Consider the following 17,192-nt stretch of genomic DNA (forward strand, 5'->3'; position numbering starts at 1 on the left):
CCTCATCGATGATTTCATATATTTGAAATGATTATATAGAGTTTTCCATGTCGTGTCAATTTTATTTTTCACCGTGATGCAAGCGCCTTGACCCTCACCCTGCTCAATGAATAGACACAGAGGGAAACGGTCACCAGCAGCATCACAACTGCGCCTATTGTCACCACTGTCCGGATCGATAAGAGCTCTGCACCCACAGCGAGCACGACGGTTGCGACAATGACAAGAAGTCCCTCCAGCCACCCATAGATACTGCTGACACGACCCATCACTTCCACCGGAATGCGCTCCTGAATAAATGTTTCAAACCCTGTCTGCGCAAACGCAAGTGAAAATGAGAGCAATGAAAAGCCTATTGCGGCAGTGATGAAGCTATCTGAAAATGAATAGACCACATACCCCGCCGAAACCATGATCGAACCGAAGGCGATCAGGTGGAGAGCGCGAACCCGGTCTGCAATCGCAATGTTCACGAGAGCACCGACAAGGAATCCACCACCTGCAATGCTAACCAGATATCCATACGTGCTGTTCGAAAGCCCGAGCACTTCTTTTGAAAAAGCGGCTTCCAGTGAATCAATCGCTGCGGTCATGACCAGCATGCAGCTGAACAAGAGATACACAACCATCACATACGTGAATCGGCGGCTAAAGTCCCTGACCAATCCCAAGTCTTTCTTGATCACTTCGAACGAGAACTTCTTCGAACCTGTCATTGAGTCACCCTCGAGATCAGGGAGCAGCAGTGTGATCATTCCAGAAAGGAACAAAGCTATAGCGTTCAGATAAAGCGCCATCGTTGGAGTACCCATGATAAAAAGCAGTCCTGCTACGGCTGGCCCGATGAGAAATGCGCCCGACCCGATCAAGCTCCGGAGCGCATTGAACCGTTGCCTGTTCTCACTCGGAATAAGCTTCGTCATATATGTCATCGAGGTGGGATAAAAAACAGCGCTCCCCATATTGATGACAAACACGACCGCATACATCAGCGTAATGGATGGGCAGAATGGCAGTGCGGCCACCAGCCCCGCCCTGGTTACATCCAGAAACACCATCAATCCCCGTTTATTCAATCTGTCGATCACGCTCCCAGCCCATCCATTCGTAAAGAGCGCAGCCAACGGCTTCAACACATATAGGATCCCGACCGCTAGTGCCGAACCTGTTTCATCCAGAACAATCAAGTTGAGCGCAATCAAGAAAATCCATGCACCCACATTCGATAAACCAATTCCCAACAACAACAATAACGGCTTCTTCCACCTCATCAATCATTCCTCCCCGCGAAATCGTCAAGGTACGTCCCTCATCGCTTTAAAGCATTGAGGGACGTACCTTCAAACTAAAAAAATCCCACCCCCAAGACGTTTTGGTCTTGGGGGCGAGATTTCGTTCGCGGTGCCACCCCAGTTCGTCGATACGTTGCCATATCAACCTTTTCGGGTACGGCCTTCTTAAATATACCCTAGCTCTGTAACAGGAGCCCCTGTCACACCATCCCTCTTATCGAGTTCCGATGTGCAGCTCAGAGTCTTGGTTCACCGACAGCCTTCCTTCCCCTTTTCAGCTCCCGGGGCTCTCTTTCGAAGAATTCTACCGGCTACTCTTCTCATCATCGCTTTTGTTAATTTTTTCAATCCTATCATCTATTATATGGTTTGTAAACCAAATTCTAACATCATCAAGTAAGGTTCCACCATCTCCTCATATCCCGGCCTCTCCTTGATCATATCGATCACCATTTCATATAGCTCATCCACAGCACGGCTATCCTTCGTCGTGTAACAGCCCGAATAATGGTACTCGTAAAGATCATCATTCATCCGGAGTTTCAGCTCATATCCACCGTAAGCCTGATAATTGCAGTTCTCACCGTCCGGCAGGTTCAGCCCCTTCTTGAAACCGATGCTCTCAATCTTCTCGTATATCTCATCCCGCTCTTCTTTTGTAAACGAGATGGGCTTCACCTCATCCCCACGCGTGATCGTCCCATCGAATGTACTGATCGCCGGCCCGTGGGAAGCGATGATCTCGATATCAAAATTCGAGCTGTTCTCGAAGAAACCGCTCAGCCTCTCACTTCCAATGAACCCAAGCTTCTCTCCCTTCACCACGGCGAAAAAGAATACAAGAAGGAGCACAATCAGAAAGCTGATCACCGGCGCATACCAACGTCGGCGATATGGCTTTACCGTCTTCACCTTTTCCCTGACCTTCTTTTTCAGGTCAGTATTAAATTCAAGATCCTTCAGTCCTTCATCCGTCATTCTTTTTATCTTCCGTTCCAACTCCCTATCCATCAGACCGCCTCCCTTCTCCATACATCCGATGGAGCCTCTCCCTTCCAGTCTTCAGCCTCGTCTTGACCGTACTCGGGTTCAACTCCAGAACCTCAGCCACCTCGTTCACCTTTAACTCTTGATAATAATGTAGAAATAAGACCTCGCGATACTTGACCGGCAGCTTGAGTAGCTTGGAATGAAGCTCACTCCGCTTCTCTCCATGGATCGTCTTCGATTCAGGATTACCATGCTCCTGAAGGATTTCACTCACCTTATTCGTAAACAGAATCTTACGTGTATCCCAGCGCTTCAGGTGATCCTTGCACTGATTGATGGTGATCCTCATCAACCAGGTCTTCAGGCTTGACTCCCCCCTGAACGAATCCATCTTGCTGTAACATTTCACAAATGCTTCCTGCGCAATATCCTCGGCAAGTCCATGATCCTTCACGTATGAATACGCCATATATAAGACCGCCCTGCCATACTCCTCCATGGCTCTTTCAAGCAGCTCATCTTTGTTTGATTTATCATCTTGCAGCCATTCCGCACTCAACACGCCCCACCTCAGCTTTCTACATCTTTGACGACACACGATATGTAATGGTTTGGTTTATTTGTGGAGATGGGTTGGAGGTTGGTTAGTTGGTCGGTCGCTAAGTTTCCATATTATGTTAAAATGCGCATATTTACGAATTTTCGCGCATAAAATGAAAAAATCGCGCATATTTTTATATTTTCGCGCATAAATTATTATTTTGGCGCACAAATTCGGATTTCTGCGCACAAATCAAAAATAGCCATTCTCCTGTATAAAAAACGATGTCCTTCTCCCTGGACTTCACCCATCCCCGTCCCAAAAAAGCCAATAAAAAAAGAGCTCCCATATAAAACAAGCGCTCTTCTCCAACCTATTAACTACCCATTTTACGGCGGGTATTACTTGGCTTCTTGGTTTGTTGACTCTGCATGCGTTGATTCGCCGCCAAGCCGTTCACTGATTGCTTGCCACCTGCCTGGGCTTCCTTTTTCTTTGCCAGCTGCTGCTTCATCGCTTCTTGCAGGCTGATTTTCTTCTTTTCAGTCATGACGAGACATCCTTTCAAGGCGAAATAGTGTTATTCACTCATTATAAACCATCTCAACAGAATAAACAGCTTGTATTTTCCAAAGTCATCTCGACATTTGAGAGGCTTTTACTTCAAAAGATAGGGGGATTCTGTTCTTTTCGTGCCACATTCCAGAATAATACTTCACTTTTTCCATTTATATACGATTTCTCAAAAATACATACCTCTTTCCCCATTTTCACTCCACCCTTCCACAAATACGTGCCACTTCCCCAAAATCTCCGACAACTAGTCGAAAAATCACTACCCGATCCGCCTCTCGCCACGCTTCTCCTCTACCAACCCCATCCCACGCAAAAAAAGGACCAATCCCAAAAGAGATTGGCCCTCATGAACATCCTAGTGATACCCATTCTGCCCGTTTGCAGATCCGGATGTCTTCTGCTTAGGCTTGTGGTTTTGATTTTGCTTTGTTCCGCCGTCTTTTTTCGTCTTCTTTGTCATGCTGAATCACTCCCTGTTCTGAATAGTGGAAACGATTAACAATGGGACAAGGGACCTGTCCCTACGTCCCACTGATGAAACCGACTTTGGACCAAGGGACCTGTCCCCCCGGTCCACGCCCGGTCCAAAGTCGGCGAAGAAACTCACCGCGTGCCTATACTGGCCGCTCGGCTACTTTCTATGCAAGCGCTGACCGTGACCCAAGCCCGATCAGCTTCCGCTCCAGGTTCATCGGCATATTCGCGCATCAATAGTAGGGCATCTGAGCGCCCTGTGATCACGAAGAAAACAGTTGGTTATGAACCATTCTTATTTTGCACGAAAAAAGAAAAGAGCTTCCCGGTAATAAACGGAAAGCTCTTTCTTTTTTATGCTGCTGGTTGAGGCAATTCCTCGTCCACTTCGATGACGCCGCCTGCGTTCAGTCGTTTTCTAAGGCTGAAGATGAAGGCGATGATGACTGCGATCGTCCCGATGGTTGCTCCTGTATAGGATGCTCCAACGGATAGCCCGAAGCCGATTGGCGCGTTCAAGATATACGTGAACGTCACCATTGTCATGAACACGGCCGGAATCGATGCGACCCAGTGAGGTTTTCTCTGAAGCCCAAGGTACATGGCTCCGACCCAAAGGGCAATCATGGCCGTTGACTGATTCGCCCAGGAGAAGTATCTCCATAGCAGGTTGAAATCGATTTGTGTCAATGCAATCGAGATCGCGAACAGTGGGATGGCAATCCATAAGCGGCTTGACATCTTGATTTGCTTCACGTTGATATAATCGGCAATGATCATACGTGCACTTCTGAATGACGTATCACCGGATGTGATCGGTAGGACGATGACGCCAAGGATGGCAAGTGTTCCGCCGATTGATCCAAGCATCAATACGGATACTTCGCTGACGATGGCAGCAGGTCCGCCCTCTTTAAGGATCGCGCTCAGTTCACCTGGCTCGAACAAGCTCATCGCTGCCGCTGCCCAGATCATGGCGATGATTGCTTCTAGAATCATCATTCCGTAAAAAATCTTGCGGCCGTTCTTTTCATTTTGTGTCGTTCTAGAAATGATCGGTGATTGTGTCGCATGGAATCCTGACAGTGCCCCACAAGAAATCGTCAAGAATAATAATGGGAAGATGGCCACAGAATCAGGATGCATATTGGTTAATGTGATTTCTGGGATATCCGCTCCTGTGATGACAAGTCCTGCACCCACTCCGACTGCACTGACCAAAAGCAGTGCTCCGAACAATGGATATACGCGTCCGATGATTTTATCGATCGGCAAGAGAGTTGCAACAATGTAGTATACGAAGATGGCTGCGATGATGACTCCCAATGTGATCCAACCTGGTGTCAGGTTTGCAATCAGTGCGGCAGGTGCCGTCACGAATACTGTACCAACCAACACTAAGAGTAAAATTGAAAATCCATTTACAACATGCTTCATTGTTTTTCCTAAGAACTTTCCTGCAAGTGCCGGCAGATGGGCTCCCCCGTTACGGATGGATATCATACCCGTTAAATAATCATGTACCGCTCCGGCAAAAATCGCACCAAGGACGATCCATAAAAATGCGACCGGTCCGTAAAGTGCCCCCATGATCGGTCCGAAGATAGGGCCAACACCCGCGATATTCAAAAGCTGGATCATTGAATTCTTCTTTGTGTTCATCGGGACATAATCGACTCCGTCCCCTTTGCTATAAGCTGGTGTCGTGCGGGATTCGTTGACACCAAAAAGCTTCTCTATAAACTTTCCATATGTGAAGTAACCCACGATTAAAAGTGCAATTGCTACAAGAAATGTGATCATGATACAGATCCCCTTCCGTTCATAATGAATACGCTTTCATCATACCACCACCCTTCACATATTCGTCACATTTCTGTCTATCATGTCTAAAATTCGGGTTAACATGCATAGGATGACGATTAACATGTAAGGGCTTCCGCATATAAAAACACGACTAATTTCACATACGTTTCCTCCCACTTGTCACATTTCCGTAAAGAAACCTTGATTCAACCTTTTCAAAACCGTCATACCTCCTTCATGTTCCTTTCTTATCATGAAATCGAAGACAACATTTGAGAGGAGAGGGAATATGAATAAGTTTATGAGAAATCTTTGTTTATCGGCGGCCGTGATCGGCATGGGGGCAGGTGCTGTCAGTCCTGCAGCAGCTCAATCAGGTACAAGTCCCGAGCTGAACGACAACAAAATCTTGAATATTTCACATCGTGGGGCTTCAGGCTATGCGCCGGAACACACATTGCCTTCCTACGAGCTTGGCGATCAAATGGGTGGGGATTACATCGAACTCGACTTACAAATGACGAAAGATGGCGAGCTCATTGCCATGCACGATGAAACACTTGATCGTACAACGGATGGAAGCGGACTTGTGAAGGATCATACCCTCGAAGAAATCAAACAATTGGATGCGGGCTCATGGTTCAACGAAGCTCACCCAGAAATGGCCAATGAAGGGTTCAAAGGACTGAAGGTTCAGACCCTTGAAGAAGTGATCGAACACTTTGGTAAAAATAAAAACTATTACATCGAAACAAAATCACCAGAAGTATACCCTGGTATGGAAGAAGAACTGCTTAAAATCCTTGAAGAATATAATCTGATCAGACAAAATGGCCCATCAAGCCGAGTGATCATCCAATCATTCAGTGAAGAAAGCTTGCAAAAGGTCCATGATCTGAACGGCGATATCCCGTTGGTCCAACTGATTGATTATAGAACACAGGCAACAATCACCGATGAAGAACTTGACCACTATCACGAATATGCTGCTGGAATCGGCATGAGCTACAAGAAAATCGATGAAGAGTATGTGCAAAAAGTCAGGGAGCACGATCTTCTGATCCACCCATATACCGTGAACGACAAAGAAGATATGAAACGCCTTCTCGAATGGGGAGTTACCGGGATGTTCACGAATTACCCGGATGTGTTGGAGGATGCATTGAAAGAATTGAAAATGAACTAACGAATAGAAAAAAGATGCGGATTTCCCCGCATCTTTTTCTATTTAGTTCTCTTTTCAAGCTGAACTACAACTCCAGTCGTTCCCTCAGCTCTTTCACATAGTTCCGGCTCACCGGCAGCTTTTCTTGGGAACCGCGCATTTTCAGCTGGAACACCCCATTCCCCCATGGAATGAGTTCTTCAACGTATGGAAGCTGTACCAGATAGCTTTTATGTACCCTGAAAAATGGGTAGGTGGCGAGCTTCTCCTCCAGATCTTTGATCGGAAGCCTGCATGTATACCGTTTTTTCTCGGTGCAGATATACGTTTCCCGCTCTTCCCTTGATATGTAAAGAATGTCACTGGGATCGATGAAGATGATTTTATCCTCATCTTGAACAGAGAGTTTGCCCATAGTCTTTGTTGGTTTGTCATCCGTTTCTTCCTGCGGGTGGATCAGCTTTTTCAACCTTTCCATCGTCCCGGCGAGCTGTTCTTCGTCAAATGGCTTAAGCAAATAATCCACTGCTTCGACCCTGAATGCTTTCAGCGCATAATCCGGGTAAGCCGTGGCGAAGACGATTTCCGGCTTCCGCTTCATCTTCTGCAGGGTCTCTGCAAGTTCGACCCCGCTCATTCCCGGCATCTCAATATCAAGAAATAAAACATCCAGGTCACGCGTCAAGATGAGTTCCATCGCCTTTTCGGCAGAGTTCGCTTCACCGACTACCTCCACCCAATCATATTGACCAAGGAGATGCTTCATTTCCTCTCGGCTATATGGCTCATCATCAATGATTGCGACTTTCATCCAATCTCCCCCTTTCTTCACTCAATGTAAACGCAACGATCGTCCCTTTTCCTTGTACAGATGAGATTGAGAGACCCGATTCGTCACCCATCATCATGACAAGTCTTTTATTCACATTATACAGGGCAATTCCAGTGCCCGTTGCTGAGTTCACCGGTTCTTTCAACAGGGACTGAAGCCTCGTTGCTTCAATTCCTTCCCCATTATCTTCTATTTTCACATGGACCGTACCGCCCTTAAGAACAATCGATATGGTTAAAATAAATCCCTCAAGCTGGTTCTTCATTCCATGCTTGATCGCATTTTCGACCAGGGGCTGAAGGGTGATGGAGGGGACAACCGCTTGAAGAGCCTCTTCGTCCACTTCATACTTCACTTGCAGTCGGTCATAGAACCTCGCTTCCTCTATGGCGAGATAAGCCTTTACGTGCTGACACTCTTCTCTCAACGTCGAAGTAGATCTTGCACTCCCATTTACGTTTTGCCTGATGAATTGAGAGAGGGAGATCAACAACGTGCGTGCTTTATCAGGCTGAATCCTGATCAGTGACACGATGACATTGATGGCATTGAACAGAAAGTGTGGGCTGATCTGTGCTTGCAAAGCCTTTACCTCTGATTCCCTCGCCAGTTCTTTATGGGTATCGATCTCCGCCAGTTCAAGTTGATTGCTCAATAGTGTCGCGACCCCTTTGGTCAGTTCCATCATGATAGGGGAAATGCTTTTCTCCGAATGAAAATAAAATTTCAATGCTCCCACGATTTCGTCCCCTTTGACAAGCGGGGCCATGACGGCTGCACCCAGTGGACAGTTGTCACGATCGCAATGGATCTCCTTCTTTCCCACTTTCAGGATTTCCCCTGTTTCGATCACTCGTTTTGTCGCTTCGGTTTGAATTGGCCTATCCTTTTGATGATGATCGGAAGCGACCCCAACGTGAGCAAGGATATGCGTCTTGTTCGTGATGGAAACCGCAATGGCATCCACTTCCTTCATCAGGATTTGGCATGTGGCAAAAGCAGAAGTGGAATTCAAGCCTTTTCGCATATATTTCACCGTGCGATCGGCAAGCCTGAGCGCTTTCTGTGATTGTACGGCACCCATTTTCTCCTCTTCCTGGAACACACTCTTGATAATCAAGATAAAAATCCCGGTACCAATCCCATTTGCAATGATCATCGGCCATCCAATGTCGGATACCAGTTCTAAGGCGACTGGATATGGCTTTGCAAAAAGTAGGATGATCCCCATTTGCATCGCTTCTGCAAGAAAACCAACGAAAAATGCTTTTGTAGGTGAAACGAGGCGATTCTTCTTCTCACGCTTCCCGACATAACCGGCAAGAATCCCTGCAAGTACGGTCGATACCCCACAGGCAAAGGCAGTGAATCCACCAAGGAAATACCGGTGGCCCCCGGCTACCAGACCTGCACCAAGTCCAATCCACGGGCCTCCCAATAAACCAGCAGCCACAATTCCGATTACCCTTGAGTTGGCAATCGCTTCATTGCCTTCGAGCGTCAAATGCCATTTGGCATATTCATCCCCCACCGCATTCACAACCAGACCCGTATAAGAACCAATGATGCCAAAAAAGCCGAATAATAAAATGATGAATAACGTCTGTGACCTTTTCACATGACTACGCTGCTCGATCAACTTCCGGAAAAAGCCGATCCTCGTCATCACAAACGCCACCGTCACGATGATCCCTAGCCGTTCCACCATAGCGGCTATGAGCATAGGCACACCTCCTTGTCTGTTTCTTATATAAGATGGATCCGTTCTCTCATGAAATAGAATCATTACTTATTATACTTAACCCAGTCCTTTACTCCAAAAAAAGAAAGATCCCCCAATAAGGAATCTTCCTTCCAATTCTATCAGCATGCTTTATGATCCTTCTCTGTCTTCATTGCATTGATTTCTCCTCCGACCATGATGATGATGCCGGTCAGATAGAACCAGATCATCAACACGATAATACCTCCGATGCTTCCATAGGTAGCGGAATAATTACCGAAATTGCCGACATAAAATGAGAAGGCCAGCGAAACCAGCACCCACCCGACCGTTGCAAAGATGGCTCCTGGAATGGCACTCAAACACGTAATTTTCTTACTCGGTGCCGTGTAATATAAACCGACGAAAACGATGAACAGGATCAGTGGCGAAATCGCCCAGCGTATTCCGTTCCAGACTGTCAGGAATTGCTCGGAGAAACCGAATTGTGAAAAGAGGAACAGGCCGATCTGTTTTCCGAATACGGGTAACAGGAGAGCCACCACGAATACAACAATCATCCCGAGGGTCAGGACGATCGACATGAGACGGGTGATGATGAACGACCTCGTTTCTTCGACTTCATAAGCGCGGTTCAAGCTTTTCACGATTGCGTTCATCCCGTTAGATGCCGACCAGATGGTAGCAATGATCGAAATGGACAACAGCCCGGAATTACGATCCGACATGACATCGTTCAACGTCTCTTCAATCATGGTCATCGTCTCACCGGGTGCAAAATCCCTGATGACACCCAGGAGATCCCCTTGCTCAACCGGAAGATAAGGAAGTAGCGTCACGATAAAAATGAGTAATGGAAATAATGATAACAAGAAGTAATAAGCAATTTGCGCGGCAAGACCCGTAATATCATTCGTGCTGATCTTGGCAAATAGATTCTTCGACTTTTTCTTCCACCCTTTACGGGTCATTCCGTCAGACATCCCCTCACCCCTTTTTTAGACATACTTATGTGCGGTATACGGTGTTCAGTACCCTTTAAATGATGAAGCGACAGGCTGGCTGTCCTCCTCACCAGTCGTCAGTTCATTCGGCGGATGCTCGGTGAATGTCTCCTTATAGGCCTCAGAAGAGTCTTCGAACGTCTCCTTCGTCTCCTCGATCATCTCCTTGACTTGTGGCGTCATGCCCTTGATTATATTTACCTTTTCCGTAATGAATTGGATATCCTTGCTGACCTGGTCCGCCGTCGTTCTCAGCTTCTCATAAACGTCTTTAGACGTGTCAGCGAGGAGCTTCGGGTTTTTTGAATACTTCGTGATCGTATCCCCACTGTTCTTTAATGTGGTGCCCACTTCATCACGTGTCGATTTGTCCAAAAGCGTCAGCAATCCCCCTGCGACGGCTCCATACAGTACCCCTTTAAAAAATTTACTTTTTCCCATGTCATTTCCCTCCTATAGTCGATGTTCTTTTTTTATTTTTGATAATAATTGGCTGCATCCCTGCTCGATCAGATCATACACTTCCTGGAAGTTACCGGTATAATAGGGATCCGGCACATCCGATAACGTGCTTTCATCCACAAGGTCAAGGAGCCTGAACACATTCCCATGGAACTCTTCCCGCAAGACCTCCTTGATGTCAGATGCATTGGAACGGTCCATTGCCACTATGTAATCGAAACGATTGTCATCCGGGCTGAACTGACGGGCAGTCAACCCATCGCCCTTTATATTGTTTTCTCTAAGGATGTCCAAAGTTCCTTCATGAGGCGGCTTACCGACATGCCAACCACCTGTGCCGGCTGAATCGACGAGGAACTTCGCCTCTAGCCCTTCACCCCTGACCTTTTCCTTAAAGATTGCCTCCGCCATCGGCGACCGACAAATGTTCCCCAAACAAACAAATAACACATTAATCATTCTAGCTTCCCCTGACTTTCTATTAGATATCTATCAATTCCCCATTTCCTTATAGTGTAAAACATTATAAGGAAAAAATCCTTCTTCCGGCACCCTGAAAATCAGCCTCCATGTTGACAGCAGAAGCGAATCATGGAAAGATGAATACAAATCAAACTCGGCGAGAAGGGAAGAACAAGAATGGACTTAACACAAAACACGGTAGAAAATATTGAATACATGATCACCGCAATCAAGGATAAACTGAAGGTCGTCAACGCTGGCGCCATCAAACCTGAACATTTCAACGAAGAAATGTACGAAGACCTTCACGATCTCTATCTCATGGTTGAGAAAAAAGAACGCTTCAGCCCGAGTGAAATGACGGCGATCATTGAAGAGCTGGGTGCTTTACGTAAATAATGTTTGTGACTCCCCGGGTTCGTTTCCCGGGGAGTTTTCTTGTTTGGTTTAGTGTTTTGCTTTAGATGTTGAGTATGTTGCAGTTGATGAGGATCATGTTTGAAGGAGCATATTTTTCGAGAATGGAACATGAATCCACGAAATGGCGCGTATTTCACGAAATTGGCGCATTAATCCACAAAACGGCACGTATTTTCCGAAATTGGCGCACAAATCCACAAAACGACGCGTGTTTTCCGAAGTTGGCGCATTAATCCACAAAATGGCGCGTATTTCACGAAATTGGCGCATTAATCCACAAAACGGCACGTGTTTTCCGAAATTGGCGCATTAATCCACAAAATGGCGCGTATTTCACGAAATTGGCGCATTAATCCACAAAACGGCACGTATTTTCCGAAATTGGCGCACAAACCCACAAAATGGCGCGTGTTTTCCGAAATTGGCGCACAAACCCACAAAACGGCGCGTGTTTTCCGAAGTTGGCGCATTAATCCACAAAATGGCGCGTATTTTCCGAAATTGGCGCATTAATCCACAAAACGGCGCGTATTTTCCGAAATTGGCGCATTAATCCACAAAACGGCGCGTGTTTTCCAAAATCGGCGCACAAATCCATAAACTGGAGCATATCCCTCATCTCCAGAAATCACGTATCAAAAATCCTCACAACAATTGAACATATTCCAGAATCTTTTCCCCAGTTGATATTATCACGATTAAAAATGGTCCCCAAATTGAATCATTTACGATCAAAACTCATCAACTCCCCTCACTAACAGCCACACACTAAACCGACTCCATACCACCCGACCGTCCAGTACACAAAGCAGCCACTTCCCCTATCCGAAAAGCACAGTAAAAAAGACACCCCAATAAGGGATGTCCTTGTTCAAATCATTATTTAGAAAGCAGTGCCAGTGATTCACGATTGAACGCCGGGATGTCATCGGGTGTCCTGCTTGTTACGAGCTGGTTTCCGCATACGACGACTTCCTTGTCTTCATATGTTGCGCCTGCATATTCCATATCCACCTTGATGGACTTGAAGCCTGTTGCATGTCTGCCTTCGAGTGCCTTTGCCGTGATCAGGAGCTGAGGGCCGTGGCAGATGGCGAAGACCGGTTTCTTTTCATCCATGAAGTGTTTCGTGAACTTCACGAAACGGTCATCCACACGGAGTTGGTCGGGGGAGAATCCTCCAGGCAGCAGTAGGGCATCGAATTCTTCAGGCTTCACGCTATCGATGCTTTCATCGATTGAAACCGTTGCGTCGCCCTGCTTCCCTTTGACTGATTTCCCTTTTTCCTTTTCAATGGTGATGACCTCGTGTCCGGCTTCCTTCAATGCTTTCTCTGGATCCGTAAATTCAACATCTTCAAACATGTCTGTCAATAAGCATGCTACTTTAGCCATAAACGTAAACACTCCTAAACGTTGGATTATGATTTTTCACACATATTCAATGTACCCCATCACGAAGAAATAAAACGTCATGATGGATATTCATCCATGGAAAATTGGGAGAATATTGTATGACGCTGAACCTTGTATACTTCCTCGCCGCAAATATCATTGATGATCGCGATATTGCGATCGACCGCGAGCCCAAGATTCGTCGCCCCTGCACCGTGGGAGTGTTCGAGGTTCGTCACCGTGTAGAAATGGTGGTCACGGTCTTCTTCATCTTTGAACACAAGCTTATAATCACGTGTCACCTTGAACCTCTTCTCGTCCTCCCACACAATCCGGTCTCCGAACGCATCATGGAACCACGGGGGGATATTCGGTACATACCCCGTCGCCAAAATGATCTTACCCGACGTATACGTGAAGTCCTTCTCCTCCTGCCACTGGTGACAGCTCAGGGCATAGTGGTCTCCTTGCTTGGAAATCTGATTGACCTCTGTCAAAGGCTGGATCACAATGTCAGGGGCACTCTCGCTGACGGAGTGGTTATAGAGGATGTTATAAATATTATTCAGCGTGTCCATATCGATCCCGTTCCTGAGCTGATCCAGCGTATCCAACGCCTTCAGTCTCTTTTCAAACGAAAGGCTGTGAAAGTAGTCCACATAATCCGGGGCGAAGAATTCCTGCCCGAGCTTTGATGACTCGAGCTGAAGGATCCCTTCCGACCTCGTGAGCCAAGATAGCTTGTACGGATGTTCCTTCTGTTCTTTCAATAGATCATAGAAGACTTCAGCGGCACTCTGACCAGACCCGATAATCGTAATCGATGGACTGTCCATCGTCGTTTCCTTATGAAACAGATAGCGGCTCGTATGATGGACGTCTTCTGACGGATGGCCACCCATGTCATCCGGGATGAGCGGCTTGCTTCCCGTCCCCATCACCACATGCTTCGCTTGATATACTTCCCGTTCATCAGTCCTCCGGTTATAGACCTCGACTTCATAATGATCACCATTGTCCTTCACCCCGACCACTTCACTGTGGAATTGACAGTGTGGAAGCTGTTTCACGACCCATCGGGCGTAATCATTGTACTCCTGCCTCGGCATTTCGAATTTGTGGAAAAAGAAAAACTTATATAGCCGATTATGATTATGTAAGTAATTTAAATAACTGTACCTGCTTTGCGGATTGGCAAACGTGACCAGGTCGGCGATGAATGGTACCTGCAGGTCGGTCAAATCGATGAGCATGCCTGGATGCCACTGAAACTCAGGAGTCTTATCGAAGAACCTGACCTTCAAGTCCGTCCTTTCATCCATTAGCGCAGCCAGGCTCAAATTATATGGACCAATCCCAATTCCGATACAGTCGTACATTCCTTCATTCTTCAACAGTCTTACCTCCATTCACAGGATGTCTGTCATTAGGTTTACCTTGTTTTTGGGAAACTATTTTAAAAAGCTAGGTTTGTTCAACATCGCTGCTGGAATCGGTGCGATTCTCCACTTTCCGCAGGCAATGGGTAATGCTCACAGAAACATTTTGGCATCTCCAAGCTGAGCCTTCGTTTCCACATCAACCAACACGTTGACCTGTCCCAAATTTTTCATAAACCATACAACTAAAAGTACCCATTGCCTCAGTGAACGGACGGCAATAGGTAACTCTCAAATGAAACTGACAAGAATCAGCCCCACTTCTTATTTCTTCTTGAAGCAAAGTGCATACCAACCGCCTTCTTTGACGATCGGATCGATGGATACGACTTTAAAGCCTGTCTTCTTCGCCAATGTCTCCATTTCCTTTTGTGATGGGATTGGATAAAGGTTCTCGAAGGTCATGAAGAAACTGTTGAATGCGCTGGAAAACTGCTTACCGTGCTTTGATTTCTGCATGGGTGTCAGGACGAAGAATACCCCTTTATCCCCCAGCCACTGTGATGCCTTTTTAAAGAAAGCCAGTCGTTCTGATGGATCGATATAGTGGAAAAGGTTGTTTGCCATGATCAAATGGAATGTGAACTCAGGGTCGTATCCGTGGAGATCACGATTTTTGATTTCAATATTGTCATAAGGTTTCAACGCTTCCTGCGCTTCCTTTGCGACCGCTTCATGGATTTCGATTCCCACCATCCTCTTTTTGGGATATCGATCGGCCAGCCTCCTTAGATAGCCCCCTTCACCGCATCCGAGATCCAAGACAGAATCGACCTTGTATTTTTTCATGACCTTTTGAAGCTTTGGAAAGGCGAAACGCTCAAGTAAAATCGACGTTTTCGCTACGGTTGAACCATGTAGCTCGGAATTGAAGCTCTGCTTTGTGTGATTTCTCAATAAGGATGGATACGAAAGCAACGCCGGGATGTGGAGCTCCATCATTTCCTTCAGTAGCACACCAGATGAGAATGCTTCAGTTTTTGAAGATGGAAGCTTCCAGCCGTTTTTCACCCTGATCCGATCCTTTGAAGCCCGTTTCAAGTGCTTTAGCGTAATACCGACCTCCACCCACTGCTCGAGTAGATCCATCTCGATGTTCCTTGACAACGCAACTTCCTGTATTGACGCCGGTTTCTTGAAGCTTTCGAAGAGCTCAAGCTCATATCCGACATAGGCATGCCAGCTATATAAAAAAGGGACATTCTTCTTCATCCAGGTCCTTGCCCTCCATACCTTTGCCATTTCTGCAATCATCGTAGTGCCTCCGTTTCCTTCCAAGGATAATCTTGCATTCTTGTAAATGTTGAGACGTCTTTCTCTTCACTTGTGATGGTCCCCTTACGGATCGGGAGGAGCCCTCCCTGGATCATCCGGTCATGGAGGTTCTCCCTCCATAAACCGAGACCCGATATATTCAGCATCTGCTTGTAATGGGAGACCATGTCCCTCTCCATCCTCTGCAAGCTCTTCTTCCTGAGCCACCCGATCGGCCTGTATGGATACGAATAGGCAAGTGCGGATAAATGGCTTAGGTGCATTTGGTGGGATACTCTCTTCCTCCGCACCTTCGGATACCATTCAAGGTTGGACGGATGAAGCTTATCCCATTTGTACATATCGCATAGCAGTTCACCGAGCACATCACCATCCTGGATGGCCATGTTCATCCCTTCCCCCGCCATCGGGTGTACCGTATGTGCAGCATCCCCGATCAGGGCGAGGTGATCTTTCACATATGTTTCACTGTGGTATTTAACCGGCACCATCAGCTGAATCTGTTTCCAATCCTTCAATTGGTTCACGTATCCTTCCAGTTCAGGACACATCGTGATATACAATTGATGGAATTCGGAAATCGGTTTCTTCCTGAGTGATTGATATTCCCCTGCCGGAATGAGATAAACGGATCGTACCTCTTCATTCTTCAATGGGAACAATCCCAGGAACGATTGATATGTAGAAATGATCTTCCCCTTCACCAGTTGATCCGGTCGGGGGAATGTGACAGTGAGGAAGTGATGGTTATACTTCTTTTCCTTGACCGAAACGCCCATATGGTCACGGGTGACCGAGCTCCTCCCTTCCGCACCGATAATGAAATCGCATAGCAGTTCGTTCATCTCTTTCGTTTTCCTGTCTTGAAGGATCACGGTCTTCCCCTTTATGCCTTTGCACATTGTTTGGGAATGATAATGAAAGGTAGAATAACTTTGTGCTTCATTTAACAAGATCCCTTTAAGGGTTTCGTGGTGGATCATCAGTGAAAAAGGGTAATCGCTAGGAAGGATGGAATAGCTCATGGTTGAATGTTCCGGTTTGGCCTTCAGATTCTTTAATTCCGTAAGCTCCAGGTCTGTGATTTTATGGCCTTCTTCCATGACGGGGCCAATCACCCCAAGTGAATCCAGGATCTCAAGGCTTTTCGGCTGAAGCAATTCGCCCTTGTATACAGGGCTCGGGCCAGTAAGCCTTTCAGCAATGGTCACATCGATTCCGCATCGAGCCAATTTCAAACCAAGCGTCAGTCCCCCTATTCCCCCTCCACTGATAAATACGCATGTCTTCATGTCGATTCACCTCTTTCCCTTTATTTATCCTCAATAAAGGATGT

The 17,192-nt window shown here is 46.6% G+C and carries 16 protein-coding genes and 1 other annotated feature; of the genes, 2 read left to right on the plus strand and 14 right to left on the minus strand.

The window, feature by feature from the left end; translation table 11 throughout:
* Positions 1-68: 68 nt before the first annotated feature.
* The 5 genes from LCM10_RS13090 to LCM10_RS13110 all read right to left on the minus strand — a co-directional run bounded on the left by LCM10_RS13090 (position 69) and on the right by LCM10_RS13110 (position 5,676).
* Positions 69-1,271 carry an MFS transporter gene (locus LCM10_RS13090; RefSeq protein WP_224876714.1) on the minus strand — a complete coding sequence of 401 codons (1,203 nt, stop codon included), beginning with the start codon at positions 1,269-1,271 and terminating at the stop codon, positions 69-71.
* Between the two features lie 106 nt (positions 1,272-1,377).
* Positions 1,378-1,628, minus strand: a binding site (T-box leader).
* 24 nt (positions 1,629-1,652) lie between these two features.
* Complete coding sequence (locus LCM10_RS13095) at positions 1,653-2,303, minus strand: hypothetical protein (RefSeq protein WP_224876715.1); 651 nt, start codon at positions 2,301-2,303, stop codon at positions 1,653-1,655.
* Positions 2,296-2,841, minus strand: coding sequence for a sigma-70 family RNA polymerase sigma factor (locus LCM10_RS13100; RefSeq protein WP_224876716.1), 546 nt, complete (start codon positions 2,839-2,841; stop codon positions 2,296-2,298). The genes LCM10_RS13095 and LCM10_RS13100 overlap by 8 nt, the downstream gene beginning before the upstream one ends.
* Before the next feature lie 358 nt (positions 2,842-3,199).
* Complete coding sequence (locus tag LCM10_RS13105) at positions 3,200-3,373, minus strand: hypothetical protein (protein ID WP_224876717.1); 174 nt, start codon at positions 3,371-3,373, stop codon at positions 3,200-3,202.
* A gap of 854 nt (positions 3,374-4,227) precedes the next feature.
* The gene (locus tag LCM10_RS13110) at positions 4,228-5,676 is read right to left on the minus strand and encodes a carbon starvation protein A (protein ID WP_224876718.1); all 1,449 of its coding nucleotides are present in this window, start codon (positions 5,674-5,676) and stop codon (positions 4,228-4,230) included.
* 292 nt (positions 5,677-5,968) lie between these two features.
* On the opposite strand from LCM10_RS13110, the gene LCM10_RS13115 reads away from it, so the two are divergent.
* On the plus strand, positions 5,969-6,865 hold the full coding sequence (locus tag LCM10_RS13115; protein ID WP_224876719.1) for a glycerophosphodiester phosphodiesterase: 897 nt from the start codon (positions 5,969-5,971) through the stop codon (positions 6,863-6,865).
* 64 nt (positions 6,866-6,929) lie between these two features.
* Here LCM10_RS13115 and LCM10_RS13120 read toward each other — a convergent pair whose 3' ends face one another.
* The 5 genes from LCM10_RS13120 to LCM10_RS13140 all read right to left on the minus strand — a co-directional run bounded on the left by LCM10_RS13120 (position 6,930) and on the right by LCM10_RS13140 (position 11,324).
* Entirely contained in the window at positions 6,930-7,655 is a 726-nt protein-coding gene (locus tag LCM10_RS13120) for a LytR/AlgR family response regulator transcription factor (RefSeq protein ID WP_224876720.1), read from the minus strand.
* Positions 7,636-9,399, minus strand: coding sequence for a sensor histidine kinase (locus tag LCM10_RS13125; RefSeq protein ID WP_263621492.1), 1,764 nt, complete (start codon positions 9,397-9,399; stop codon positions 7,636-7,638). The genes LCM10_RS13120 and LCM10_RS13125 overlap by 20 nt, the downstream gene beginning before the upstream one ends.
* A gap of 140 nt (positions 9,400-9,539) precedes the next feature.
* A complete protein-coding gene (locus tag LCM10_RS13130) occupies positions 9,540-10,382 on the minus strand; it encodes a YihY/virulence factor BrkB family protein (protein ID WP_224876722.1) in 843 nt (280 codons plus the stop codon).
* Between the two features lie 45 nt (positions 10,383-10,427).
* Complete coding sequence (locus LCM10_RS13135; RefSeq protein WP_224876723.1) at positions 10,428-10,844, minus strand: YtxH domain-containing protein; 417 nt, start codon at positions 10,842-10,844, stop codon at positions 10,428-10,430.
* A 12-nt stretch (positions 10,845-10,856) separates the two neighbouring features.
* Entirely contained in the window at positions 10,857-11,324 is a 468-nt protein-coding gene (locus LCM10_RS13140) for a low molecular weight protein-tyrosine-phosphatase (protein WP_224876724.1), read from the minus strand.
* Positions 11,325-11,504: 180 nt separating this feature from the next.
* On the opposite strand from LCM10_RS13140, the gene LCM10_RS13145 reads away from it, so the two are divergent.
* A complete protein-coding gene (locus tag LCM10_RS13145; protein ID WP_224876725.1) occupies positions 11,505-11,726 on the plus strand; it encodes a DUF1128 domain-containing protein in 222 nt (73 codons plus the stop codon).
* Between the two features lie 900 nt (positions 11,727-12,626).
* Here the strand turns inward: LCM10_RS13145 and LCM10_RS13150 are convergent.
* The 4 genes from LCM10_RS13150 to LCM10_RS13165 form a co-directional block, all read right to left on the minus strand.
* Positions 12,627-13,142, minus strand: coding sequence for a type 1 glutamine amidotransferase domain-containing protein (locus LCM10_RS13150; protein WP_224876726.1), 516 nt, complete (start codon positions 13,140-13,142; stop codon positions 12,627-12,629).
* Positions 13,143-13,219: 77 nt separating this feature from the next.
* Entirely contained in the window at positions 13,220-14,521 is a 1,302-nt protein-coding gene (locus LCM10_RS13155; protein WP_224876976.1) for a lysine N(6)-hydroxylase/L-ornithine N(5)-oxygenase family protein, read from the minus strand.
* Positions 14,522-14,845: 324 nt separating this feature from the next.
* Positions 14,846-15,835: a class I SAM-dependent methyltransferase gene (locus LCM10_RS13160; protein ID WP_224876727.1), complete on the minus strand. Its 990-nt coding sequence runs from the start codon at positions 15,833-15,835 to the stop codon at positions 14,846-14,848.
* Positions 15,832-17,148, minus strand: a complete 1,317-nt coding sequence (locus tag LCM10_RS13165; RefSeq protein WP_224876728.1) for an FAD-dependent oxidoreductase — start codon at positions 17,146-17,148, stop codon at positions 15,832-15,834. The genes LCM10_RS13160 and LCM10_RS13165 overlap by 4 nt, the downstream gene beginning before the upstream one ends.
* Positions 17,149-17,192: the final 44 nt, after the last annotated feature.

This window comes from Rossellomorea aquimaris, assembly GCF_020171925.1.
GTDB classification, from domain to species: Bacteria; Bacillota; Bacilli; order Bacillales; family Bacillaceae_B; genus Rossellomorea; species Rossellomorea aquimaris_F.